The sequence below is a fragment of the Pseudomonas eutrophicaquae genome, assembly GCF_023544715.1.
In the GTDB taxonomy this organism is placed as follows: domain Bacteria; phylum Pseudomonadota; class Gammaproteobacteria; order Pseudomonadales; family Pseudomonadaceae; genus Geopseudomonas.
In genome coordinates this window covers 31100-50527 of the sequence record NZ_JAMJEZ010000006.1, presented here as the reverse complement: position 1 = coordinate 50527, position 19428 = coordinate 31100, and the positions used below count along the sequence as shown (strand labels likewise).

The 19428-nt window shown below is 67.7% G+C and carries 19 protein-coding genes; 13 read left to right on the top strand and 6 right to left on the bottom strand.

The window, feature by feature from the left end; all coding sequences use genetic code 11:
• Positions 1-57: 57 nt before the first annotated feature.
• Positions 58-429, bottom strand: a complete 372-nt coding sequence (locus MXC11_RS04205; protein WP_250005779.1) for a translation initiation factor Sui1 — start codon at positions 427-429, stop codon at positions 58-60.
• A gap of 10 nt (positions 430-439) precedes the next feature.
• Positions 440-1486, bottom strand: a complete 1047-nt coding sequence (locus MXC11_RS04200; RefSeq protein ID WP_250005777.1) for a DUF2333 family protein — start codon at positions 1484-1486, stop codon at positions 440-442.
• A gap of 189 nt (positions 1487-1675) precedes the next feature.
• Here MXC11_RS04200 and MXC11_RS04195 point away from each other — a divergent pair, with 189 nt between their 5' ends.
• The 11 genes from MXC11_RS04195 to MXC11_RS04145 all read left to right on the top strand — a co-directional run bounded on the left by MXC11_RS04195 (position 1676) and on the right by MXC11_RS04145 (position 14522).
• Entirely contained in the window at positions 1676-3481 is a 1806-nt protein-coding gene (locus MXC11_RS04195; protein WP_250005775.1) for a protein-disulfide reductase DsbD, read from the top strand.
• 125 nt (positions 3482-3606) lie between these two features.
• Complete coding sequence (gene aroQ, locus MXC11_RS04190; protein ID WP_250005773.1) at positions 3607-4050, top strand: type II 3-dehydroquinate dehydratase; 444 nt, start codon at positions 3607-3609, stop codon at positions 4048-4050.
• A gap of 20 nt (positions 4051-4070) precedes the next feature.
• A complete protein-coding gene (accB, locus tag MXC11_RS04185) occupies positions 4071-4529 on the top strand; it encodes an acetyl-CoA carboxylase biotin carboxyl carrier protein (RefSeq protein WP_250005771.1) in 459 nt (152 codons plus the stop codon).
• A gap of 17 nt (positions 4530-4546) precedes the next feature.
• Positions 4547-5896 (top strand): acetyl-CoA carboxylase biotin carboxylase subunit, encoded by a 1350-nt coding sequence (gene accC, locus MXC11_RS04180; protein ID WP_250005769.1) that lies wholly within the window; start codon positions 4547-4549, stop codon positions 5894-5896.
• Between the two features lie 158 nt (positions 5897-6054).
• Entirely contained in the window at positions 6055-6933 is an 879-nt protein-coding gene (prmA, locus tag MXC11_RS04175; protein WP_250005767.1) for a 50S ribosomal protein L11 methyltransferase, read from the top strand.
• 27 nt (positions 6934-6960) lie between these two features.
• Complete coding sequence (locus tag MXC11_RS04170) at positions 6961-7905, top strand: DUF3426 domain-containing protein (RefSeq protein WP_250005765.1); 945 nt, start codon at positions 6961-6963, stop codon at positions 7903-7905.
• Positions 7906-8016: 111 nt separating this feature from the next.
• Complete coding sequence (dusB, locus tag MXC11_RS04165) at positions 8017-9015, top strand: tRNA dihydrouridine synthase DusB (protein ID WP_250005763.1); 999 nt, start codon at positions 8017-8019, stop codon at positions 9013-9015.
• Positions 9012-9332 (top strand): DNA-binding transcriptional regulator Fis, encoded by a 321-nt coding sequence (fis, locus tag MXC11_RS04160; protein WP_250005761.1) that lies wholly within the window; start codon positions 9012-9014, stop codon positions 9330-9332. The genes dusB and fis overlap by 4 nt, the downstream gene beginning before the upstream one ends.
• 68 nt (positions 9333-9400) lie before the next feature.
• Positions 9401-11008, top strand: coding sequence for a bifunctional phosphoribosylaminoimidazolecarboxamide formyltransferase/IMP cyclohydrolase (gene purH, locus MXC11_RS04155; protein ID WP_250005759.1), 1608 nt, complete (start codon positions 9401-9403; stop codon positions 11006-11008).
• A gap of 146 nt (positions 11009-11154) precedes the next feature.
• Complete coding sequence (purD, locus tag MXC11_RS04150; RefSeq protein WP_250005757.1) at positions 11155-12447, top strand: phosphoribosylamine--glycine ligase; 1293 nt, start codon at positions 11155-11157, stop codon at positions 12445-12447.
• Between the two features lie 119 nt (positions 12448-12566).
• Complete coding sequence (locus tag MXC11_RS04145; RefSeq protein WP_250005755.1) at positions 12567-14522, top strand: response regulator; 1956 nt, start codon at positions 12567-12569, stop codon at positions 14520-14522.
• 153 nt (positions 14523-14675) lie between these two features.
• Here the strand turns inward: MXC11_RS04145 and MXC11_RS04140 are convergent, their stop codons facing one another.
• Genes MXC11_RS04140 through mpl form a run of 3 tightly spaced genes read right to left on the bottom strand, consistent with a single transcriptional unit; the run spans position 14676 to position 16983 of the window.
• Positions 14676-14972 carry a YceK/YidQ family lipoprotein gene (locus tag MXC11_RS04140; RefSeq protein WP_250005753.1) on the bottom strand — a complete coding sequence of 99 codons (297 nt, stop codon included), beginning with the start codon at positions 14970-14972 and terminating at the stop codon, positions 14676-14678.
• Complete coding sequence (gene ubiX / locus MXC11_RS04135; protein ID WP_250005751.1) at positions 14969-15601, bottom strand: flavin prenyltransferase UbiX; 633 nt, start codon at positions 15599-15601, stop codon at positions 14969-14971. The genes MXC11_RS04140 and ubiX overlap by 4 nt, the downstream gene beginning before the upstream one ends.
• Before the next feature lie 2 nt (positions 15602-15603).
• Positions 15604-16983, bottom strand: coding sequence for a UDP-N-acetylmuramate:L-alanyl-gamma-D-glutamyl-meso-diaminopimelate ligase (mpl, locus tag MXC11_RS04130; RefSeq protein ID WP_250005749.1), 1380 nt, complete (start codon positions 16981-16983; stop codon positions 15604-15606).
• Here mpl and MXC11_RS04125 point away from each other — a divergent pair.
• Complete coding sequence (locus tag MXC11_RS04125) at positions 16982-17155, top strand: hypothetical protein (RefSeq protein WP_250005747.1); 174 nt, start codon at positions 16982-16984, stop codon at positions 17153-17155. The two genes, mpl and MXC11_RS04125, sit on opposite strands and share 2 nt — an antisense overlap.
• Positions 17156-17237: 82 nt before the next feature.
• Positions 17238-17615 carry a flagellar protein FlaG gene (locus MXC11_RS04120; protein WP_250005745.1) on the top strand — a complete coding sequence of 126 codons (378 nt, stop codon included), beginning with the start codon at positions 17238-17240 and terminating at the stop codon, positions 17613-17615.
• Between the two features lie 74 nt (positions 17616-17689).
• On the opposite strand, the gene MXC11_RS04115 is transcribed toward MXC11_RS04120, so the two are convergent.
• The gene (locus tag MXC11_RS04115) at positions 17690-19396 is read right to left on the bottom strand and encodes an HD domain-containing phosphohydrolase (protein WP_250005743.1); all 1707 of its coding nucleotides are present in this window, start codon (positions 19394-19396) and stop codon (positions 17690-17692) included.
• Between the last annotated feature and the right edge of the window lie 32 nt (positions 19397-19428).

Here is a 19428-nt window from a genome sequence, read left to right as displayed (position 1 = left end):
TCCTTTCACCATAGCCGGTTCTGATGACGGCCAGGCCCGCGCAACGCACCCGCTGACTCAGCCGCCGGACTTCTTGGCCTTGAAGCCGCGCTTCTCCAGCTCGGCGATCAGCAGCTCGACGTGCTCGCCCTGGATCTCGATCACCCCGTCCTTGAGGGCACCACCGGTGCCGCAGCGCTTTTTCAGCGCCGTGGCCAGCGCCTTGAGTTCTTCGCCGGCCAGCGGCACGCCGGTGATGGTGGTCACCGTCTTGCCGCCGCGGCCCTTGCTCTCGCGGCGCACCCGGGCGATGCCATCGCCCGCCGGCAGCGCCGGCTGACCGCAGACGCACTCGGCGACCGGCCGTGAGCAATCCGGGCAATGGCGCCCGGCATCGGTGGAATACACCAGCCCGCCGAGGGCGGCGAGCGAGGACAGCTTCTTGCTCATACCGCGTCCCTCAACCCTGCTCGAGCAGCTGGCGCAGGTCGATGATCGCCGCGTTAGCCCGCGAGATGTAGTTGGCCATCACCAGCGAGTGGTTGGCGAGGATGCCAAAGCCGTCGCCATTGAGCACCATCGGACTCCACAGCGGCTCTTGCGCCGCTTCCAGCTCGCGGATGATCTGCCGCACGCTGACCGTGGCGTTCTTCTTGGCCAGCACGTCGGCAAAATCGACCTCGATGGCGCGCAGAAAATGCGCCAGCGCCCAGGCCTGGCCGCGGGCCTCGTAGAACACGTCATCAATCTGCAGCCACGGCGTCTTGACCACTTCCTCGCCGCTGCCTGGGAGTGCGCCGGCGTTGTCGGTATTCAGGCGCAGCTGGCCGACGCTGGCCGACAGGCGCTGGGACAGCGAGCCCAGCCGGGTCTCCACATCGGTCAGCCAGTTGCGCAGATTGTCGGCGCGGGCGTGGAACTGCGCCTGACTCTGCGCAGGATCAGCGAGGCGCATCTGGAAGCGCTCCAGCGAGCGAATCGCCGCGCGGTACTCGTCCTCACTGGCCGGCAGCGCCCAGCTGTCGTTGTCGAAGTTGAAACGCGGCTCGGCACGCGCCAGGTCCGCATCCTCGGTGGACTGCGACTGGGAGCGGGCGAAGTCCTTGCGCAGGGCGCGGGCCAGATCACGCACCTGCACCAGTACGCCGTATTCCCAGTTGGGCATGTTGTCCAGCCACAGCCCCGGCGGGGCGAGGTCGTTGGACAGATAGCCACCGGGCTTGTCGAGCAGGGTACGGGCGACCTGCTGCAGGGTTTCGGCGGTGGTGTAACCGGTGACGCGCTGCACGCCGGCCTGCTCGGCCGACTGCTGGGCCACTTCCAGCACCGCCAGGCGCTCAGGCTCCAGGCTCCAGTACCAGCCGACCACCAGCGCACCGACCAGATAGGCACTCAGCACACCGCTGGCGACCTTGGCCAGACCATTGCCCGGCAGCAGGCGCCGCGCGGCGGCGGGCGTGGCGGTGCTCGGCTGCGCCGCCGCGGTTTTGTTCTTCCAGTTGAGCATGTGACTTGCACCCCTGAGGATCGTGGGAGGGCGCGCACCGCGGCACGCCGGTTGAGGCGCCACTATAAAGCATGCCATCCCCCCGCGCAGCGAGACGCCCATCGGCGGCGCCCGAAAGGGATGGCGTGCCGCAGGCCGCCCTGCGGTGCTTTCCGTTATCATCCAGCCCTCCCCGCACGAGAGCCGCCCATGTACCGTCTGCTGCTGATCCTGCTGCTGTTCACCCTGCCCGCCAGCGCCAATGCGCTGCTGACCGACAAACCGGCCCCCAGCTCCGGCGTGCTGGGCGCGGCGCTGAATAACAGCGCTGATTTTCTGCCGGTCGAGGAAGCGTTTCGTGCCGAGGTGCTGCGCGTCGAGCCCCAGCACCTGACGCTGCGCATCCGCAGCGCCGAAGGCTACTACCTCTATCGCCATCGCCTGAGCGTGGCCAGTGAACCACCGGGGCTGCTCGGCGAGCCGGTGCTGCCTACCGGGCTGCGCAAGCAGGATGAGTTCTTCGGCGAGGTCGAGGTCTACTACGGCGACCTGCTGCTGGAGGTGCCGCTGCGCGCCGGGCCGGATACCCCCTTCAGCGTGCTGCTCGGCTACCAAGGCTGCGCCGACAAGGGACTTTGCTATCCCCCGGAGGTCACGCGTCTGCCGGTCAATGGCGGGGCCGCCCCCGCCGCGAACGCGGCCACGGGGAGCGGGCTGTTCGGCATGCCGCTGGATGGCAACGGGCAAGGCGCCTGGGACTGGCAGGCGCTGGCGCTGTTCTTCCTCGCCGGCCTCGGCCTGACCTTCACCCCCTGCGTGCTGCCGATGCTGCCGATCCTCTCCGGGGTGGTGCTGCGCGGCCAGGTCGGCGGGGCGCGCGGGCTGCTGCTCTCGCTGGCCTATGTCTTGCCAATGGCCGCCTGCTTTGCCGTGCTCGGCGCGCTGATGGGGCTGTTCGGCGCGGAGCTGAATCTGCAGGCGCGCCTGCAGTCGCCCTGGGTGCTGGTGCCCTTTGCGCTGTTCTTTGCCACCTTTGCGCTGGCGATGTTTGGCGTGTTCGAGCTGCGCCTGCCGGCGTTCGTCCGCGAACCGCTGGATCGGCTGGCCGGCAACGCACGGGGCGGCTCGCTGCTCGGCGCGGCGCTGCTCGGCGTGCTGTCCAGCCTGCTGGTCTCGCCCTGCGTCTCGGCACCGCTGGCCGGGGCGCTGCTGTACATCAGTGCCAGTGGCGATGCGCTGGGCGGCGGTCTGCGCCTGTTCGCCCTGGGCCTTGGCATGGGGGCGCCGCTGGTGCTGTTCGCCTCGGGCGGCAATGCGCTCTTGCCGCGTGCCGGCGCGTGGATGGTCTCGGTGCGCAATGCCTTTGGCGTGCTGCTGCTGGCGGTGGCGATCTGGCTGCTGGAGCGGGTTTTGCCCGGCGCCCTGAGCCTGGCTCTCTGGGGCTTGCTGGCCGGCGGCGTGGCGCTGTGGCTCGGCACCCTGGAGCTGACGCCCAAGACCCATCGCCAGAAACTCGCCCAGCTGCTGGGGCTGTTGCTGCTGGTCTACGCCCTGGCCGCTTGGGTCGGCGCCCTGCGTGGCGAGAGCGATCCGCTGCGCCCGCTGGGTTTGGCAGGCAATGGCGCCAGCTCGCCGGCAGCCACCGAGGATGGCTGGCAGACGCTGGAAAGCGCTGCGGATCTGGACAGCGCTCTGGCCAGTGCCCGTGCCGCCGGCCAGCCGCTGCTGCTCGACTGGTACGCCGACTGGTGCATCAGCTGCAAGGTGATCGAACGCGAGGTGCTGCAGGCTCCCGCGGTGCGCCAGACCCTACAGGGCTGGCAGCTGATCCGCTTCGACATGACCGCCAGCACCGCCGAGCAGCGCGCCCTGCTCGATCGCTACGGGCTGTTCGGCCCACCGGCGCTGCAGCTGTTTGCTGCCGGCGGCGATGAGTGGCGCGATCTGCGGGTGATCGGGGAAATCGACGCTGCTGCCTTTGCCGAGCGTCTGGCACAGGCCCGCGCCCGTCTCTGAGGCGCGACTCCGGCCATTGGCCGCCAACATGCGGACATCTACGGCAAAATAACGGCGACTGGACAGCCCAGCGGGTTTTCCGGCATAGTCCGAAAGATTCCCCGACCCCGCTGACAGGAGGCTTCATGGCCACCATCCTGGTGCTGCACGGCCCCAATCTCAACCTGCTCGGCACCCGCGAGCCGGGTGTCTATGGTGCGACCACTTTGGCCGACATCAACCGCGAGCTTGAGCAGCTGGCCGAGGCCGGCGGGCATGTCCTGCACCACCTGCAGAGCAACGCCGAGCATGAGCTGATCGAGCGCATTCATGCCGCGCGCCTGGAGGGGGTGGACTTCATCCTGATCAACCCGGCGGCCTTCACCCATACCAGTGTCGCATTGCGTGACGCGCTGCTGGCGGTGAGCATCCCATTCATCGAGATTCACCTGTCGAACGTGCACAAACGCGAGCCGTTCCGCCATCACTCGTACTTCTCCGATGTGGCGGTCGGTGTGATCTGTGGCCTCGGCGCTGGCGGCTACCGCCTGGCCCTGCAGGCCGCCCTCGAACAACTGCAACGCCCCTGAGCCCCTTTCTGGAGTGACTGATGGACATTCGTAAAGTCAAGAAACTGATCGAACTGCTGGAAGAGTCCGGTATCGACGAGCTGGAAATCTGTGAAGGCGAAGAGTCGGTACGCATCAGCCGCCACAGCAATCGTGCGGTGCAGTACGCCCCGCAGCCGATGCAGGTTGCCGCGCCCACCCCGGTCGCCGCCCCGGCACCGGCCGCTCCGGCTGCGGCTGCCGCACCGGCCGCCCCGGCCCTGAGCGGCAACGTGGTGCGCTCGCCGATGGTCGGCACCTTCTACCGTGCCTCCTCGCCGGAAGCCAAGGCCTTCGTTGAAGTCGGCCAGAGCGTCAAGAAAGGCGACATCCTGTGCATCGTCGAAGCGATGAAGATGATGAACCACATCGAAGCCGAAGCCAGCGGCACCATCGGCCAGATCCTGGTGGAGAACGGCCAGCCGGTCGAATTCGACCAGCCGCTGTTCACCATCGTCTGACCCGCGGAGATCCTGCGATGCTGCAAAAAGTCCTGATTGCCAACCGCGGCGAGATCGCCCTGCGCGTGCTGCGCGCCTGCAAGGAACTGGGCATCAAGACCGTGGCGGTGCACTCGACGGCCGACCGTGATCTGATGCATGTCTCCCTGGCCGATGAATCCGTGTGCATCGGCCCGGCGGCGGCGGCCCAGTCCTACCTGAGCATCCCGGCGCTCATCGCCGCTGCCGAGGTGACCGGTGCCGACGGCATCCACCCAGGCTATGGCTTCCTCGCCGAAAACGCCGACTTCGCCGAGCAGGTGGAGAACTCCGGCTTCACCTTCATCGGCCCGACTGCCGACGTGATCCGCCTGATGGGCGACAAGGTCTCGGCCAAGGATGCGATGAAAAAAGCCGGTGTGCCGACCGTACCGGGCTCCGACGGCCCGCTGCCTGAAGACGAGCAGGAGGCCCTGCGCATCGCCCGTGAAGTGGGCTATCCGGTGATCATCAAGGCCGCTGGTGGCGGTGGTGGTCGCGGCATGCGCGTGGTGCACAAGGAGGAAGATCTGATCGCCTCCGCCAAACTGACCCGCACCGAGGCCGGCGCGGCGTTCGGCAACCCGATGGTTTACCTGGAGAAATTCCTGGTCAACCCGCGCCACGTGGAAGTGCAGGTGCTGGCCGACGGCCAGGGCAACGCCATCCACCTGGGTGACCGTGACTGCTCGCTGCAGCGCCGCCACCAGAAGGTCATCGAGGAAGCACCCGCTCCGCTGATCGACGAAGACGCCCGCCGCAAGGTCCAGGCGCACTGCGTGCAGGCCTGCATCGACATCGGCTACCGCGGCGCCGGCACCTTCGAGTTCCTCTATGAAGACGGCCACTTCTACTTCATCGAGATGAACACCCGCGTGCAGGTCGAGCACCCGGTCACCGAGATGGTCACCGGTGTGGACATCGTCAAGGAGATGATCCGCATCGCCGGCGGCGAGAAGCTGTCGATCAAGCAGGAGGATGTGGTGATCCGCGGCCACTCCATCGAGTGCCGGATCAACGCCGAAGACCCGGCGACCTTCATGCCGAGCCCCGGCAAGGTCAAGCACTTCCACGCCCCGGGCGGCAACGGCGTGCGCGTCGATTCGCACCTCTACGACGGCTATGCGGTACCGCCGTACTACGACTCGCTGATCGGCAAGCTGATCACCTTCGGGGCGACCCGCGAGGAGGCCATGGGCCGCATGCGCAATGCGCTGGGCGAGCTGATCGTCGATGGGATCAAGACCAACGCGCCGCTGCACCGGAATCTGGTGCGCGATGCCGGTTTCTGCAAGGGGGGTGTCAACATTCACTACCTCGAGAAGAAGCTCGGCATGAACAAGCACTGAGCCGTGATGTGATGCTGTACACAGAGGCCGCCTTCGGGCGGCCTCTGTCATTGCGCGCCGCCGGTACAGTGCGTCGATGCACAGGGGCGCTGGCCGCGCCTTGCGCCCTCCAGTAAGCTTGCGCGCCTTCTTTGCCCGAATCCCAAGAGGCCCCGCCCATGCCCTGGCTGCAAGTCCGACTCGCCATCACCCCCGACCAGGCCAGCGTGCTGGAAGACCAGCTACTGGAACTGGGCGCTGTTTCGGTGACCTTCATGGACGCCGAAGATCAGCCGATCTTCGAGCCGGATCTGGGCACCACCCCGCTGTGGACCCACACCCACCTGCTGGCCCTGTTCGAGGCCGATACCGACTCCGCGGCCCTGCTCGCGCATCTGCGTCTGCTGCGCGGCGGCGAGCTGCCCGAGCATCAGGTCGAGCACATCGAGGATCAGGACTGGGAGCGCAGCTGGATGGACAACTTCCAGCCGATGCGCTTTGGCCAGCGCCTGTGGATCGTGCCGAGCTGGCATGCCGCGCCCGAGCCTTCGGCGGTCAACCTGCTGCTGGACCCGGGCCTGGCCTTCGGCACCGGCACCCACCCGACCACCGCGCTGTGCCTGGAATGGCTGGATGGCCAGCCGCTGGCTGACTGCGCGGTGCTGGACTTTGGCTGCGGCTCGGGCATCCTCGCCATCGCCGCGCTGCTGCTCGGCGCGCGTCAGGCGGTCGGCACCGACATCGACCCCCAGGCGCTGGAAGCCTCCCGCGACAACGCCAGCCGCAACGGCATCGACCCGGCGCGCTTCCCGGTCTATCTGCCCGCCGATCTGCCGGCGCAGCAGGCCGATGTGGTACTGGCCAACATCCTCGCCGGTCCGCTGGTCGAGCTGGCGCCGACCATCACCGCGCTGGTCAAGAGCGGCGGGCGTCTGGCGCTGTCCGGCATCCTCGCCGAGCAGGCCGAGGAGGTGCGCGCCGCCTATGCCGAGGCCTTCACTCTCGATTCGACCGCCGAGAAGGACGGTTGGGTACGGATCAGCGGCGTACGGCGCTGAAGCAGTCGCGGATCACGGAGTCTGTTCATGAGCACCCAGCACATCACCGAATGCCCGCACTGCCAGGCCCGCTTCCGGGTCACCCCGGCGCAGCTGGCCCAGGCGGCCGGCAAGGTTCGTTGTGGCCAGTGCCAGCAGATCTTCGATGCCGCCGGCCAGCTGGGCCTGCGTGTACCGCCGGCTGTCACCGCACCGCCTGAACAGGCCCGTGCGCCGGTTTCGCCGGCGCCGCGCAGTGCCGCCACCCGCGAGCCACCGCCCCGACGCCCGACGCCCCCCGCGGCAACGCCCGCCTTTGGCGCGGCCGAGCCCAGTGAAGCGCCACGCCGGCGTGAGGAGCGCCTGAGCGCCCAGCGCGAGGACGTCACCCCCGCGCCCGCCAGCCGGCGGCGCAGCCAGGCCGATACGCCGCGCAGCCGTCAGGAGCCGCGCCTGCAGGAGCTGGAGCGGGATCTCACCGAGGATGACGAGCGGCCGCTCGGGACGCCGCCGCGCCGCCGCCACGGCCTGTGGTGGCTGCTCGGTCTGCTGGCCGTGCTGGCCCTACTCGCCCAGTACCTGTACCTGAACTTCGATAACCTGGCCCGCCAGGATCAGTGGCGGCCCTGGTTCGAGCGAATCTGCCCGACACTCGGCTGCAGCCTGCCGAGCCGGGTGGACGTCGAGCAGCTGCGCAGCAGCAACCTCAGCGTCGGTCGCCACCCGCGGCGTCCGGGCGTGCTGGTCGCCGAGGCGGTGCTCTACAACCGCGCCAGCTTCACCCAGCCGCTGCCGGTACTGGAGCTGCAACTGCTGGACAGCAATGCCCGTCTGCTGCACAGCCAGCGGTTTCGCCCCAGCGAATACCTGAGCCCGCCGCGCCGCGAAACCGATGGCATGCCGCCGCAGATCCCCATTCACATCGGCATGGATCTGCTCGACCCACGGGTACGCGCCAGCAGTTATAAGCTGGTCTTCCACTCGCCGGACTGAGGGCGCGGCTGTTCAAAAATCAGCCAGAACTGCTTTATCCCCATCGGTGGAGCGGGTATCATCGCCACCCTTTTCCAGCAGCTGATTTGCCCCTGCGGCAGGGATGATTCCATGTCGGTGGTTCGCATCGGCCCCTACACACTCCCCAATCGCGTGATCCTGGCCCCGATGGCCGGCGTCACCGATCGCCCGTTCCGCCAACTGTGCCGCCGCCTGGGCGCCGGCCTTGTGGTGGCCGAAATGCTCACCAGCGACGTGCGCCTGTGGCACAGCCGCAAGTCGCGCCTGCGCATGCTCCATGAGGGCGACCCCGAGCCGCGCTCGGTGCAGATCGCCGGCGGTGATCCGCAGATGCTTGCTGAGGCGGCGCGGCGCAACGTCGAGCTCGGCGCGCAGATCATCGACATCAACATGGGCTGCCCGGCCAAGAAGGTCTGCAACAAGGCCGCCGGTTCCGCGCTGATGAAGGACGAGCAGCTGGTCGGGCAGATCCTCGATGCGGTGGTGGCGGCGGTGGACGTGCCGGTGACCCTGAAGATCCGCACCGGCTGGGACCGTGACAACAAGAACGGCGTGCGCATCGCGCGGATTGCCGAGCAGGCCGGCATTGCCGCCCTCTCCGTGCACGGGCGCACCCGCGCGGATCTGTACACCGGCGAGGCCGAGTACCAGACCATCGCCGCGATCCGCGAGGCGGTCAGCCTGCCGCTGTTTGCCAATGGCGACATCGACTCGCCGGAGAAGGCCCGCGCCGTGCTCGAGGCCACCGGCGCCGATGCGGTGATGATCGGCCGCGCCGCCCAGGGCCGGCCGTGGATCTTCCGCGAGATCAATCACTACCTTGCGACCGGCCAGCACCTGCCGCCGCCGAGTGCCGATGAGCGCCAGAGCATCCTTTTGGAGCACCTGGCGGCGCTGCATGCCTTCTACGGCGCCGAACAGGGCGTGCGCATCGCCCGCAAGCACGTCGGCTGGTACCTGGCGACCCTCGCCGGCGCCCGTGATTTCAGAAGCCACTTCAACCAGCTGGATTGCCCGGACGCCCAGCGCCAGGCGGTGTGCGCATTCCTGGCCACACACCAGGGAGCCGATACGGAAACGGCCGCATGATGACCCTGAACGAGAATTTTGTGAGTGGAATGACTGCCGTGAGCGACAACGCCAACCTCAAGCACCACCTTGTGACCCCCAGCGAGGAGCGGCAGACCCTGCGCGACAGCGTTGGTCAGGCGCTGCAGAACTACTTCGCCCACCTGGATGGCCAGCCGGTCACCGATGTCTACAATCTGGTGCTCTCCGAGGTGGAGGCGCCGCTGCTGGAGACCGTGATGCGCTACGTCAAGGGTAACCAGACCAAGGCCTCCGAGCTGCTCGGCCTCAACCGCGGCACCCTGCGCAAGAAGCTCAAGCAGTACGATCTGCTGTAAATCCTTTGCCCGCGGGTGCACTGCGCTGCACCCATTCCCCGATCCTGACTGTCCTGATGGAATCCGAGATGACCGACCAGACCACCCGCCTGCCCGTCCGCCGCGCGCTGATCAGCGTGTCCGACAAGACCGGCGTCGTCGATTTCGCCCGCGAGCTCGCCGCCCTTGGCGTCGAAATCCTCTCCACCGGCGGCACCTTCAAGCTGCTGCGTGACAATGGCATCAACGCCGTGGAAGTGGCCGACTACACCGGCTTCCCGGAAATGATGGACGGCCGGGTGAAGACCCTGCACCCGAAGATCCACGGCGGCATTCTCGGTCGTCGCGACCTCGATGGCGCGGTGATGGAAGAACACGGCATCCGCCCGATCGATCTGGTCGCGGTCAACCTCTACCCGTTCGCCGCCACCGTGGCCAAGCCGGGCTGCACCCTGCCGGACGCCATCGAGAACATCGACATCGGCGGCCCGACCATGGTCCGCTCGGCGGCGAAGAACCACAAAGACGTCGCCATCGTGGTCAATGCTGGCGACTACGCCAGCATCATCGAATCGCTGAAAGATGGCGGCCTGAGCTACGCCCAGCGCTTTGATCTGGCGCTCAAGGCCTTCGAGCACACCGCCGCCTACGACGGCATGATCGCCAACTACCTGGGCACCATCGACCAGCAGGCCGAGACCCTGGGCACTGAGGGCCGCAGCGAATTCCCGCGCACCTTCAACAGCCAGTTCATCAAGGCGCAGGACATGCGCTACGGCGAGAACCCGCACCAGAACGCGGCCTTCTACGTCGAGGCCAACCCGGCCGAGGCCAGCATCGCCACCGCCAAGCAGCTGCAGGGCAAGGAACTGTCCTACAACAACGTGGCTGACACCGACGCCGCGTTGGAGTGCGTGAAGAGCTTCACCAAGCCGGCCTGCGTGATCGTCAAGCACGCCAACCCGTGCGGCGTGGCGGTGGTGCCGGAGAATGAAGGCGGCATCCGCAAGGCCTACGATCTGGCCTATGCCACCGATGCCGAATCCGCCTTCGGCGGCATCATCGCCTTCAACCGCGAGCTGGATGGCGAAACGGCCAAAGCGATCGTCGAACGCCAGTTCGTCGAGGTGATCATCGCCCCGAGCGTGTCCGCCGAGGCCCGTGAAGTGGTCGCGGCCAAGGCCAACGTGCGCCTACTCGAGTGCGGCCAGTGGCCGGCCGAGCGTATCAACGGTCTGGACTACAAGCGCGTTAACGGTGGCCTGCTGGTGCAGAGCCGCGACATCGGCATGATCACTGAAGCGGATCTGAAGGTCGTCACCCAGCGCGCGCCGAGCGAGCAGGAGCTGCATGACCTGATCTTCGCCTGGAAGGTGGCCAAGTTCGTCAAATCCAACGCCATCGTCTACGCCAAGAACCGCCAGACCGTCGGCGTCGGCGCCGGGCAGATGAGCCGCGTCAACTCGGCGCGCATCGCCGCGATCAAGGCCGAGCACGCGGGCCTGCCGGTCCCGGGCGCGGTGATGGCCTCGGACGCCTTCTTCCCGTTCCGCGACGGCATCGACAACGCCGCCAAGGCCGGCATCACTGCGGTGATCCAGCCGGGCGGCTCGATGCGCGACGCCGAGGTGATCGCCGCCGCCGATGAAGCCGGCATGGCCATGGTGTTCACCGGCATGCGTCACTTCCGTCACTAAGATGAGCGGGCCGCGTGCAAGGCGGCCCGTTGCTCCGGGCGGGCGCCCTGTCAGCGCGCTCGCCGCAGGGCATCTTTTTTCGTAGGGTGGCGGGCTGAGGCCATCCACCGCGCGGGTCCGCAGCCCGCCTCTCCAAGGAGCATGCAATGAATGTACTGATCATCGGCAACGGCGGCCGCGAGCACGCCCTGGCCTGGAAAGTCGCCCAGGACCCGCGCGTCGAGAAAGTCTTCGTCGCCCCGGGCAACGCCGGTACCGCGCTGGAAGACAAGTGCGAAAACGTCGAGATCGGCGTGCTGGAGCTGGAGCGTCTGGCCGACTTCGCCGCCGCCAACGTGCAGCTGACCATCGTCGGCCCCGAGGCGCCGCTGGTCGCCGGGGTGGTCGATCTGTTCCGCGCGCGCGGCCTGGACATCTTCGGCCCGACCGCCGGCGCCGCGCAGCTGGAAGGCTCCAAGGCCTTCACCAAGGATTTTCTCGCCCGCCACAACATCCCCACCGCCGCCTACCAGAACTTCACCGAAGTGCAGCCGGCGCTGGAATACCTGCGCGCGCGCGGCGTGCCGATCGTGGTCAAGGCCGATGGCCTGGCCGCGGGCAAGGGCGTGATTGTCGCCACCACCTTCTCCGAGGCCGAAGTAGCGATCAAGGACATGCTCTCCGGCAATGCCTTCGGTGAGGCCGGCTCGCGGGTAGTGATCGAGGACTTCCTCGATGGCGAGGAAGCCAGCTTCATCGTCATGGTCGACGGCGAGCACGTGCTGCCGATGGCCACCAGCCAGGACCACAAGCGCGTCGGCGACGGCGACACCGGCCCGAACACCGGCGGCATGGGTGCCTACTCGCCGGCCCCGGTGGTCACCGCCGAGGTGCACCAGCGAGTGATGGACGAAATCATCTACCCGACCGTGCGCGGCATGGCGGCCGAGGGCAACGTCTACACCGGCTTCCTGTATGCCGGCCTGATGATCGACAAGAGCGGTGCGCCCAAGGTCATCGAGTTCAACTGCCGCTTCGGCGATCCAGAAACCCAGCCGGTGATGCTGCGCCTGGAGTCCTCGCTGGTGCTGCTGATCGAAGGCGCGCTGGCCAAGGCGCTGGACAAGATCGAAGCGCAGTGGGATCCGCGTCCGACCGTCGGCGTGGTACTGGCCGCTGGCGGCTACCCGGGCGACTACGACAAGGGCCACGTGATCGCCGGCCTCGACGCAGCCGCGGCGCTGCAAGGCAAGGTGTTCCACGCCGGCACTAGCCTGGATACCGCCAACCGGGTGGTCACCAGCGGCGGGCGCGTGCTGTGCGCCACCGCAATCGGTGCCAGCGTCACCGAAGCCCAGCAGAAGGCCTACGCCCTGGCGGCGCAGATCGACTGGAACGGCTGCTTCTACCGCAAGGACATCGGCTATCGCGCCATTGCCCGCGAGCGCGGCGAAGCCTGATCGCCCCTCCCCGGTCGCCCGTGCAGGTGGCCGGGGACGGCATCCTGCCTGTTGCACCACGGGGAGTTCTGCCCGTACCCTGCCCAGCCATCTGTCACCCGCCCCGAGAGGGACTGTCCGTGCGCTGGCTGCAGACCTGCCTGACCCCGCTGATCGGCCTGACCGCGAGCCTGCCCGCCCCGCTGCTGGCCAGCGAGCCGGTGATGGCTGCCGCTGTGCCCCTGCCACTGCTGCTCTACGGCATGCTGCCCGGCGCCCTGCTCTTGCTGGGTGGCCAGCACCTGCTACGGTTTCTGCGCCGCCCCGCGCGCGACTATCGCAACCTGATCCTCGCCCTGCTGGGCCTGCTGAGTGCCGCGACCAGCCTGTGGCTGCCGGCTAATCTGGCCAGTAGCGTCCTGCTGCTGAGCCTGCTCGCCAGCCTGCTTGGCCTGGGTGCTTACCTCAGCCACTTGCAGCGCCGCCGCCACTCCGAGCACCTGGACGCCAGCCGCGCCGAGGACACCAACCGCGCCGCACTGGCCGGCAAGACCACCCTGCTCGAGGAGCTCAGCCACGACATGCGCACGCCCCTCAACGGCGTGCTGGGCATGACCGAACTGCTGCTCGACACCCCCCTCTCCGAGCGCCAGCGCGATTACGTGCAGACCATTCACAGCGCGGGCAACGAGCTGCTGGTGCGCCTCAATGAACTGCTGGATCTCAATGCCCTGAGCAGCGGCGCCGAAGCCCCGGATGATGTGCAGTTCGACCTGCAGGCGCTGATCGATGAGTGCCTGAACATCTTCCGTGCCAAGGCCGCCCGCCAGCGTCTGGAGCTGATCGGCTCGATCGACCCACGCCTGCCCCACCACCTCAGCGGTGATCCGGGTCGCCTGCGCCACAGCCTGCTCAACCTGCTCGAACAGGCCTTTCGCCAGACCCGCGAGGGGGAAATCCTGCTCAGCGCCAGCACCGATGACACCGGCCAGCGCCTCTGCCTGAGCGTGCGCGACAGCGGCACGCCGCTGGATCACACCACCCGTCAGGCCGTGCTGAACACCCCGCTGGGCCGGCACAACTACCTGAGCGGGCGCCGCCATGAAGGTCCGCTGGGCCTGCTGATCTGCCGGCAGCTGGCCGTGCAGATGGGCGGCACCTTCAGCATCGACAGCGATGCCCAAGGCTCGACCTACCGGATCGACCTGCCACTGCGCGCCGCCCAGCGTGAGGCGTGGCGGCCGGATCTGCACCAGCCACTGCGAGATGTGCGGGTGCTGGTGGTGGATGACAATCCAACCTCGCGCACGATCCTGCTGCAGCAATGCAGCAGCTGGGGCATGCAGGCCACGGCGGCGGCCAGCGGCGTCGAAGCGCTGGCGCTGCTGCGCACCAAGGCCAACCTGCAGGACTACTTCGATGTGGTGCTGCTCGACGAGGCGATGCCGGGCATGGATGGCCTGCAGCTGGCGGTGCGCATCCAGTCGGACCCGCTCATCAACCAGGCGCTGCCGCTGATCATGCTCGGCAGCCAGGCGCAGCCGCCGGGGCCGGTCACCCTGCGCAATACCGGCATTGCTCGTCTGCTGGCCAAGCCTGTGGCCGGCTACGCGCTGCGCGCCACGCTGATCGACGTGCTGGGCAGTCAGCCCTTCCAGCCGGCCCTGCCGCGGGCGGGGACCACGCCGCCAGCGCCACTGGAAACGCTGCGGGTGCTGGTCGCCGAGGACAACAGCATCTCCACCAAGGTGATCTGCGGCATGCTGGCCAAGCTCAATGTCACCCCGGATACCGTGGAAAACGGCGAGGAAGCGCTGCGGGCGCTGCAGCGCCAGCGCTACGATCTGGTGCTGATGGACTGCGAGATGCCGGTGCTCGATGGCTTCGCCGCCACCCAGCGCTGGCGCGCCGAGGAGCAGGCCCGCGGCCTGCCGCACACACCGATCGTGGCCCTCAGCGCCCATATCCTCGCCAGCCACCGCGAGCAGGCGCAGCGCGCCGGCATGGACGAGCACCTGACCAAGCCGGTGGAGCTGACCCAGCTGCGCCGCCTGATCGAGCACTGCCTGGCGCAGCGCGCCCTATCGCTCCGATAGAGGCAATCCAGCAGCCAGCCAGCGGCGGCTCACCGACAATCGGCGTGAACGGATTTGCGGAGTACACGCCATGAACCTTGCCCAGATGCTCAGCCAGTTGTTCTGCAGCTACGCCTGCGCCAGCTGCGGACGCGCCGTCGAGGAGACGCGCCGCTAACGCCCGCCCTGGATCAGCAGCGAGATGCCCAGCTCCTGCGCCACGGCCAAGGGCAGCAGCAGCGTATCCAGCAGCAGGCTGGCTGGCAGGTCCAGCCCCGGATGCGCCGGCGCCTCGGCCCCGAAGCGCTCACGGGCGCAGCAGCCGCCTTGCAGGGCGTACCAGTCCAGCCGGGTGCCAGCGTAGATCAGCGGCGCCTCGGGCTGGGCCGCATCCAGCACCCGCACGCTGGCGCAGCCGCCCAGCGACAGCGCCAGCCCCAGCAGTACCAGCAGCACCAGCAGGCGTCTCACTCGCTGCTGACCCGGTGATGCTCGCCCCAGCGGGCCAGCATGTCCTGGGGAATCCCCAGCAGATTGAGGATCCGGGCGACGATGAAGTCGATCAGATCATCGATGCTCTGTGGCTGATGGTAGAAGCCGGGAGACGCCGGCAGGATCACTGCGCCCATGTTGGAGAGCTTGAGCATGTGCTCCAGATGGATGCTCGAATAGGGCGCCTCGCGGGGCACCAGGATCAGCTGGCGGCGCTCTTTGAGCGCCACGTCGGCCGCCCGCTCGATCAGGTTGTTGCTGGCGCCGGTGGCAATCGCCGACAGCGAGCCGGTCGAGCAGGGTACCACCACCATTGCCGCCGGCGCACTGGAGCCCGAGGCCGGGGGCGCCATCCAGTCATTGCTGCCAAACACCCGGATCTGCCCGGCCGCCGCACCGGTGTACTCGGTAAGAAAAGCCTGCATGGCCTGCGGCTTGGCCGGCAGCGCCACGTCGGTTTCGGTGGCCATCACCAGCTGGGCGGCCTTGGAAATCAGGAAATGCACCTCGCGCTCCTCCTGCACCAGGCAGTCGAGCAGCCGCAGGCCGTATTGCGCGCCGGAGGCGCCGGTCATCGCCAGGGTGATGCGCTCGGGTCCCTTGTACATGCTCATCCCCCCTGCACCCCGCAAGCGGCGCGGGCCGCCAGCGCGCTCTGCAGCTGACCGTGCAGCCCGCCAAAGCCGCCGTTACTCATGATCACCACATGACTGCCCGGCTGCGCCGCGGCGCAGACCGCAGTGACGATCCCCTCCAGCGAATCGAGCACCGCGCTCGGCACCTGGGCGTGGGCCACGCTGGCGGCCAGATCCCAGCCGAGCCCCGGCGGGGCGTACCAGTAGACCTGATCGGCGGCCGCCACCGAGGCGGCCAGCCCGTCGCGGTGCGCGCCGAGCTTCATCGAATTGGAGCGCGGCTCGATCACCGCTAGGATCGGCGCATCCCCCACCCGCTTGCGCAGGCCCTCAAGGGTGGTGGCGATGGCGGTCGGATGGTGGGCGAAATCGTCATAGACGGTCACGCCGCCGATTTCGGCCAGCTGCTCCATGCGCCGCTTGACGCTGCGAAACCGCGATAGCGCCGCACAGCCCTGGGCCGGCGTCACACCAACGTGCCGCGCCGCCGCCAGCGCCGCCAGCGCATTAGCCACGTTGTGCTGGCCGGTCAGCGGCCACTCGACGACACCCTGCTCGACGCCCTCCAGCAGCACAGCAAAGTGCGAGCCATCCTCGGCGAGCAGGCGCGCCTGCCACTGGCCATGACGGCCGGTGGTCTGCACCGGCGTCCAGTGCCCCATTGCCAGCACCCGCGCCAGCGCCTCGTCCTCGGCCGGGCGGACAATCAGACCACCACCGGGCACGGTGCGCAGCAGATGGTGGAACTGCCGCTCGATGGCTGCCAGATCCGGGAAAATGTCCGCGTGATCAAACTCAAGGTTATTGAGAATCACCGTGCGCGGGCGGTAGTGGACGAATTTGCTGCGCTTGTCGAAGAACGCGCTGTCGTACTCGTCGGCCTCGACCACGAAGAACGGCATGTCACCGAGGCGCGCCGAGATGCCGAAGTTCTGCGGCACCCCGCCGATCAGAAAGCCCGGACTCATCCCGGCCTCTTCCAGCACCCAGGCCAGCATGCTGCTGGTGGTGGTCTTGCCGTGGGTACCGGCCACCGCCAGCACCCAGCGGCCCTGCAGCACATGATCCGCCAGCCACTGCGGCCCGCTGACATACGGCAGCCCACGCTCCAGCACCTGCTCGACCGCCGGATTGCCGCGCGACAGGGCATTGCCGATTACCACCAGATCCGGCGCCGGCTCCAGATGCGCGGGGTCATAGCCCTCCAGCAGCTCGATCCCCAGCGCCGCCAGCTGCGTGCTCATCGGCGGATAGACATTGGCATCGGAGCCGGTGACCCGATGACCGAGTTCCTTGGCCAGCACCGCCAGCGAGCCCATGAAGGTGCCGCAGATGCCGAGAATATGGATATGCATGGATGACCTCGAATGCGCGCGGGCAGGCCCCGCCAAACTGCCGCGCAGGGTAGCACAGCGCGGCAGCGCGCCCGAGGGGCCGCACGCGCAGGCGTTGCGGCGGTATCGCGGCGACAGCGATCTGCGTCAGAAAATCCACACTGTATGCAAGATCATGACCGTTCGGCGCTAAAGATCCGCTTCCACTGCCCGATATGCCTGTCAATGATCTATAAAAACAGTAAGTTCTCGTTACGAGAAAGGGAGGTACCCCGATGAGTTCACCCTTGCTGGATGCCGGCAGCGTCAATCCCAACCCGGCCACTGCCAACATCACTCCACGACAGCGCCTGGAGGAAGCCCTGAGCCAGAAACTGCCAGCGCCTGGCACTGCCGATGCCCAGAGCGCCAGCAATCAGGCAGCCCTGATCACCCGTGATGAGCTGGTCAAGCCGGTGCAGCGTATCAATGAAACCCTGAGCAGCTTCGGCGTGGAGTTTCAGCTCAGCGATCCGGGCCAGCGTCTGGTCACCCGCGTGATCGACCGCGAGAGTGGTGACCTGATCCGCCAGATCCCCAGCGATGAAGTCCTGCGTCTGGCCGAGCGCCTCGCAGAAACCGGCGCGGGTTTTTTGCTCGATCAGCAGGCTTGAGTCTGGCTGCGCGGTCTTTCAGCGCAGCCTGAACCGTTTTGCTCCCACGGCCCGCTTTGCGGGCCGTGATGCATTCAGGGCAACATCTCCGCCGGCACGATGATCCCCTCGATCCGCCCCAGCCGGCTGAGCGCTTCCGCACTGACCACCTGCGCCTCGGTCGCGCCCACCAGACTCGGACGCTCGCTGAGTAGCACCCGAGCCACCCGCTGCTGGGCATCCAGCGCCTGCACCCAGCCCAGCTGACCGGCCTCAAAGCGCACCAGCGCGCCGATGGGGATCACCCCGAAGTGCCGCACATATTGCCCGCACCACTGCCGGTCCAGTGCCTCGCGCTGCTCGACCAGATGGCGATAGATGCCGGTCACGGTACGCGCCGCGCGATCCGGGCGCGCCCGGCTCATGGCATCGATGACATCCACCACCGCCGCCGCTCGCGCCAGCTCACTGAGCTCTTCGGCCTTGAGACCGCGCGGATAACCACTGCCATCGAGTCGCTCGTTGATGCCATAGATCACCCCCTGAATGACCGGACGCGGCAGCCAGGTGCAGTTGCTCATCCGTGCCCGCAGCAGGGCCACGTGGCTGGCGAACTCGGCGCGCTGCGCCTCGTCCATCCGGGTGCAGCGCAGCAGCGCCGGCGGCAGCAAGGCCTTGCCCAGGTCATGGACCAGCGCACAGGCGGCCACGGCCTTGAGCTGCTCGGCCGGCATGCGCCGCACCTTGAGCAGGTCGCAGAGGCGCACAGCCACGGCGATGCAGTGCTGCACCAGCGGCAGGTCATCGACCAGACAGTGACTGGCAAACAGCAGCGCCTCGCGATCATCCTCCAGCAGCCCCAGCAGAAATTCGCTCTGGCGGGACAGCTGCACCGGGTCGATCTCGCCGCCCTGCTGCAGGCGCAGCAACTGGGCATTCAGATAGACCGCCACCCGGGCCAGACGGCGCGCCATGGGCGTCACATAGTCCAGACCATGCTGGCGGGACAGCTCCGTGGCGCGGCTACGCTCGGGGCGCTGGAACAGCCCCGAAGGCGCCAGTTGCGGATCACCGCCGGCGGCAATCCGGCTGGCTTCACGCTCGATCTCGCGCACATAGAACCACAGCCGCCGCTCCTGATCATTGGCCAGCTCCGCAAAGGCACAGCCAAAGTACACGCTCTGCAGGTCATGGCTGATCTGGGCATGGCGGATGCTGCCCTGCAGCACGGCCCGCTCACCGGACGGGAAGGTCAGCTCGATCCGCTCCAGCACCTGCTCGGCCAACAGCTCGTTGGCCCCGCCGGTGGCGGCGATCTGAATCCGGCAGCCGCCTAGAGATAGGTCGCACAGGCGCCCTTTCAGGGGCTTATCGCTCTCGGCAAGCTGCAGGCTGACCTGCACCTCCATGCGCCGGTTCAGTTCGGCACGGAAATCATGGCGCCGGTGCAGCACCTCAAGGCTCTCAGGCCAGTCGCAGCGCAGCTGGATACGGCCATCTGGCGGCATGCGCCCGCGCACGCGCAGCACCGAGGTGCGTACCAGCGCCGGACCACTGCGCCCGGCCAGCTGGAAGGACTCGGGCAGGTTTTCCAGCATGTCGGCAATGCCGGGGGTGGCGGTCAGATCCAGCACCAGCGCCTGCCCCGCCTGCACGCCGGACAGCAGCACCGGCAGGGGCTGCTCCGGCTGGTGGATGTTGAGCAGCTGCAGGTCATGCTGCAGGCTCAGATCCTCCAGCAATGTCTGGCAGCGCTGCGGGTGCTCCTGGCAGCTCAATAACTCTTGGGGATGTTCCGACATGGGATTCTCTTCTCAGATGTAGGCTGCAAGCA

Excerpts from the sequence above, each read along its gene's own strand:
- MXC11_RS04125 (WP_250005747.1), top strand. The coding sequence starts at position 16,982 with ATGGATGACCTCGAATGCGCGCGGGCAGGCCCCGCCAAACTGCCGCGC.
- accB (WP_250005771.1), top strand. The coding sequence starts at position 4,071 with ATGGACATTCGTAAAGTCAAGAAACTGATCGAACTGCTGGAAGAGTCC.
- dusB (WP_250005763.1), top strand. The coding sequence starts at position 8,017 with ATGTCGGTGGTTCGCATCGGCCCCTACACACTCCCCAATCGCGTGATC.
- prmA (WP_250005767.1), top strand. The coding sequence starts at position 6,055 with ATGCCCTGGCTGCAAGTCCGACTCGCCATCACCCCCGACCAGGCCAGC.
- purD (WP_250005757.1), top strand. The coding sequence starts at position 11,155 with ATGAATGTACTGATCATCGGCAACGGCGGCCGCGAGCACGCCCTGGCC.
- MXC11_RS04120 (WP_250005745.1), top strand. The coding sequence starts at position 17,238 with ATGAGTTCACCCTTGCTGGATGCCGGCAGCGTCAATCCCAACCCGGCC.
- purH (WP_250005759.1), top strand. The coding sequence starts at position 9,401 with ATGACCGACCAGACCACCCGCCTGCCCGTCCGCCGCGCGCTGATCAGC.
- aroQ (WP_250005773.1), top strand. The coding sequence starts at position 3,607 with ATGGCCACCATCCTGGTGCTGCACGGCCCCAATCTCAACCTGCTCGGC.
- MXC11_RS04115 (WP_250005743.1), bottom strand. The coding sequence starts at position 19,396 with ATGTCGGAACATCCCCAAGAGTTATTGAGCTGCCAGGAGCACCCGCAG.
- ubiX (WP_250005751.1), bottom strand. The coding sequence starts at position 15,601 with ATGTACAAGGGACCCGAGCGCATCACCCTGGCGATGACCGGCGCCTCC.
- accC (WP_250005769.1), top strand. The coding sequence starts at position 4,547 with ATGCTGCAAAAAGTCCTGATTGCCAACCGCGGCGAGATCGCCCTGCGC.
- fis (WP_250005761.1), top strand. The coding sequence starts at position 9,012 with ATGATGACCCTGAACGAGAATTTTGTGAGTGGAATGACTGCCGTGAGC.
- mpl (WP_250005749.1), bottom strand. The coding sequence starts at position 16,983 with ATGCATATCCATATTCTCGGCATCTGCGGCACCTTCATGGGCTCGCTG.
- MXC11_RS04200 (WP_250005777.1), bottom strand. The coding sequence starts at position 1,486 with ATGCTCAACTGGAAGAACAAAACCGCGGCGGCGCAGCCGAGCACCGCC.
- MXC11_RS04205 (WP_250005779.1), bottom strand. The coding sequence starts at position 429 with ATGAGCAAGAAGCTGTCCTCGCTCGCCGCCCTCGGCGGGCTGGTGTAT.
- MXC11_RS04170 (WP_250005765.1), top strand. The coding sequence starts at position 6,961 with ATGAGCACCCAGCACATCACCGAATGCCCGCACTGCCAGGCCCGCTTC.
- MXC11_RS04195 (WP_250005775.1), top strand. The coding sequence starts at position 1,676 with ATGTACCGTCTGCTGCTGATCCTGCTGCTGTTCACCCTGCCCGCCAGC.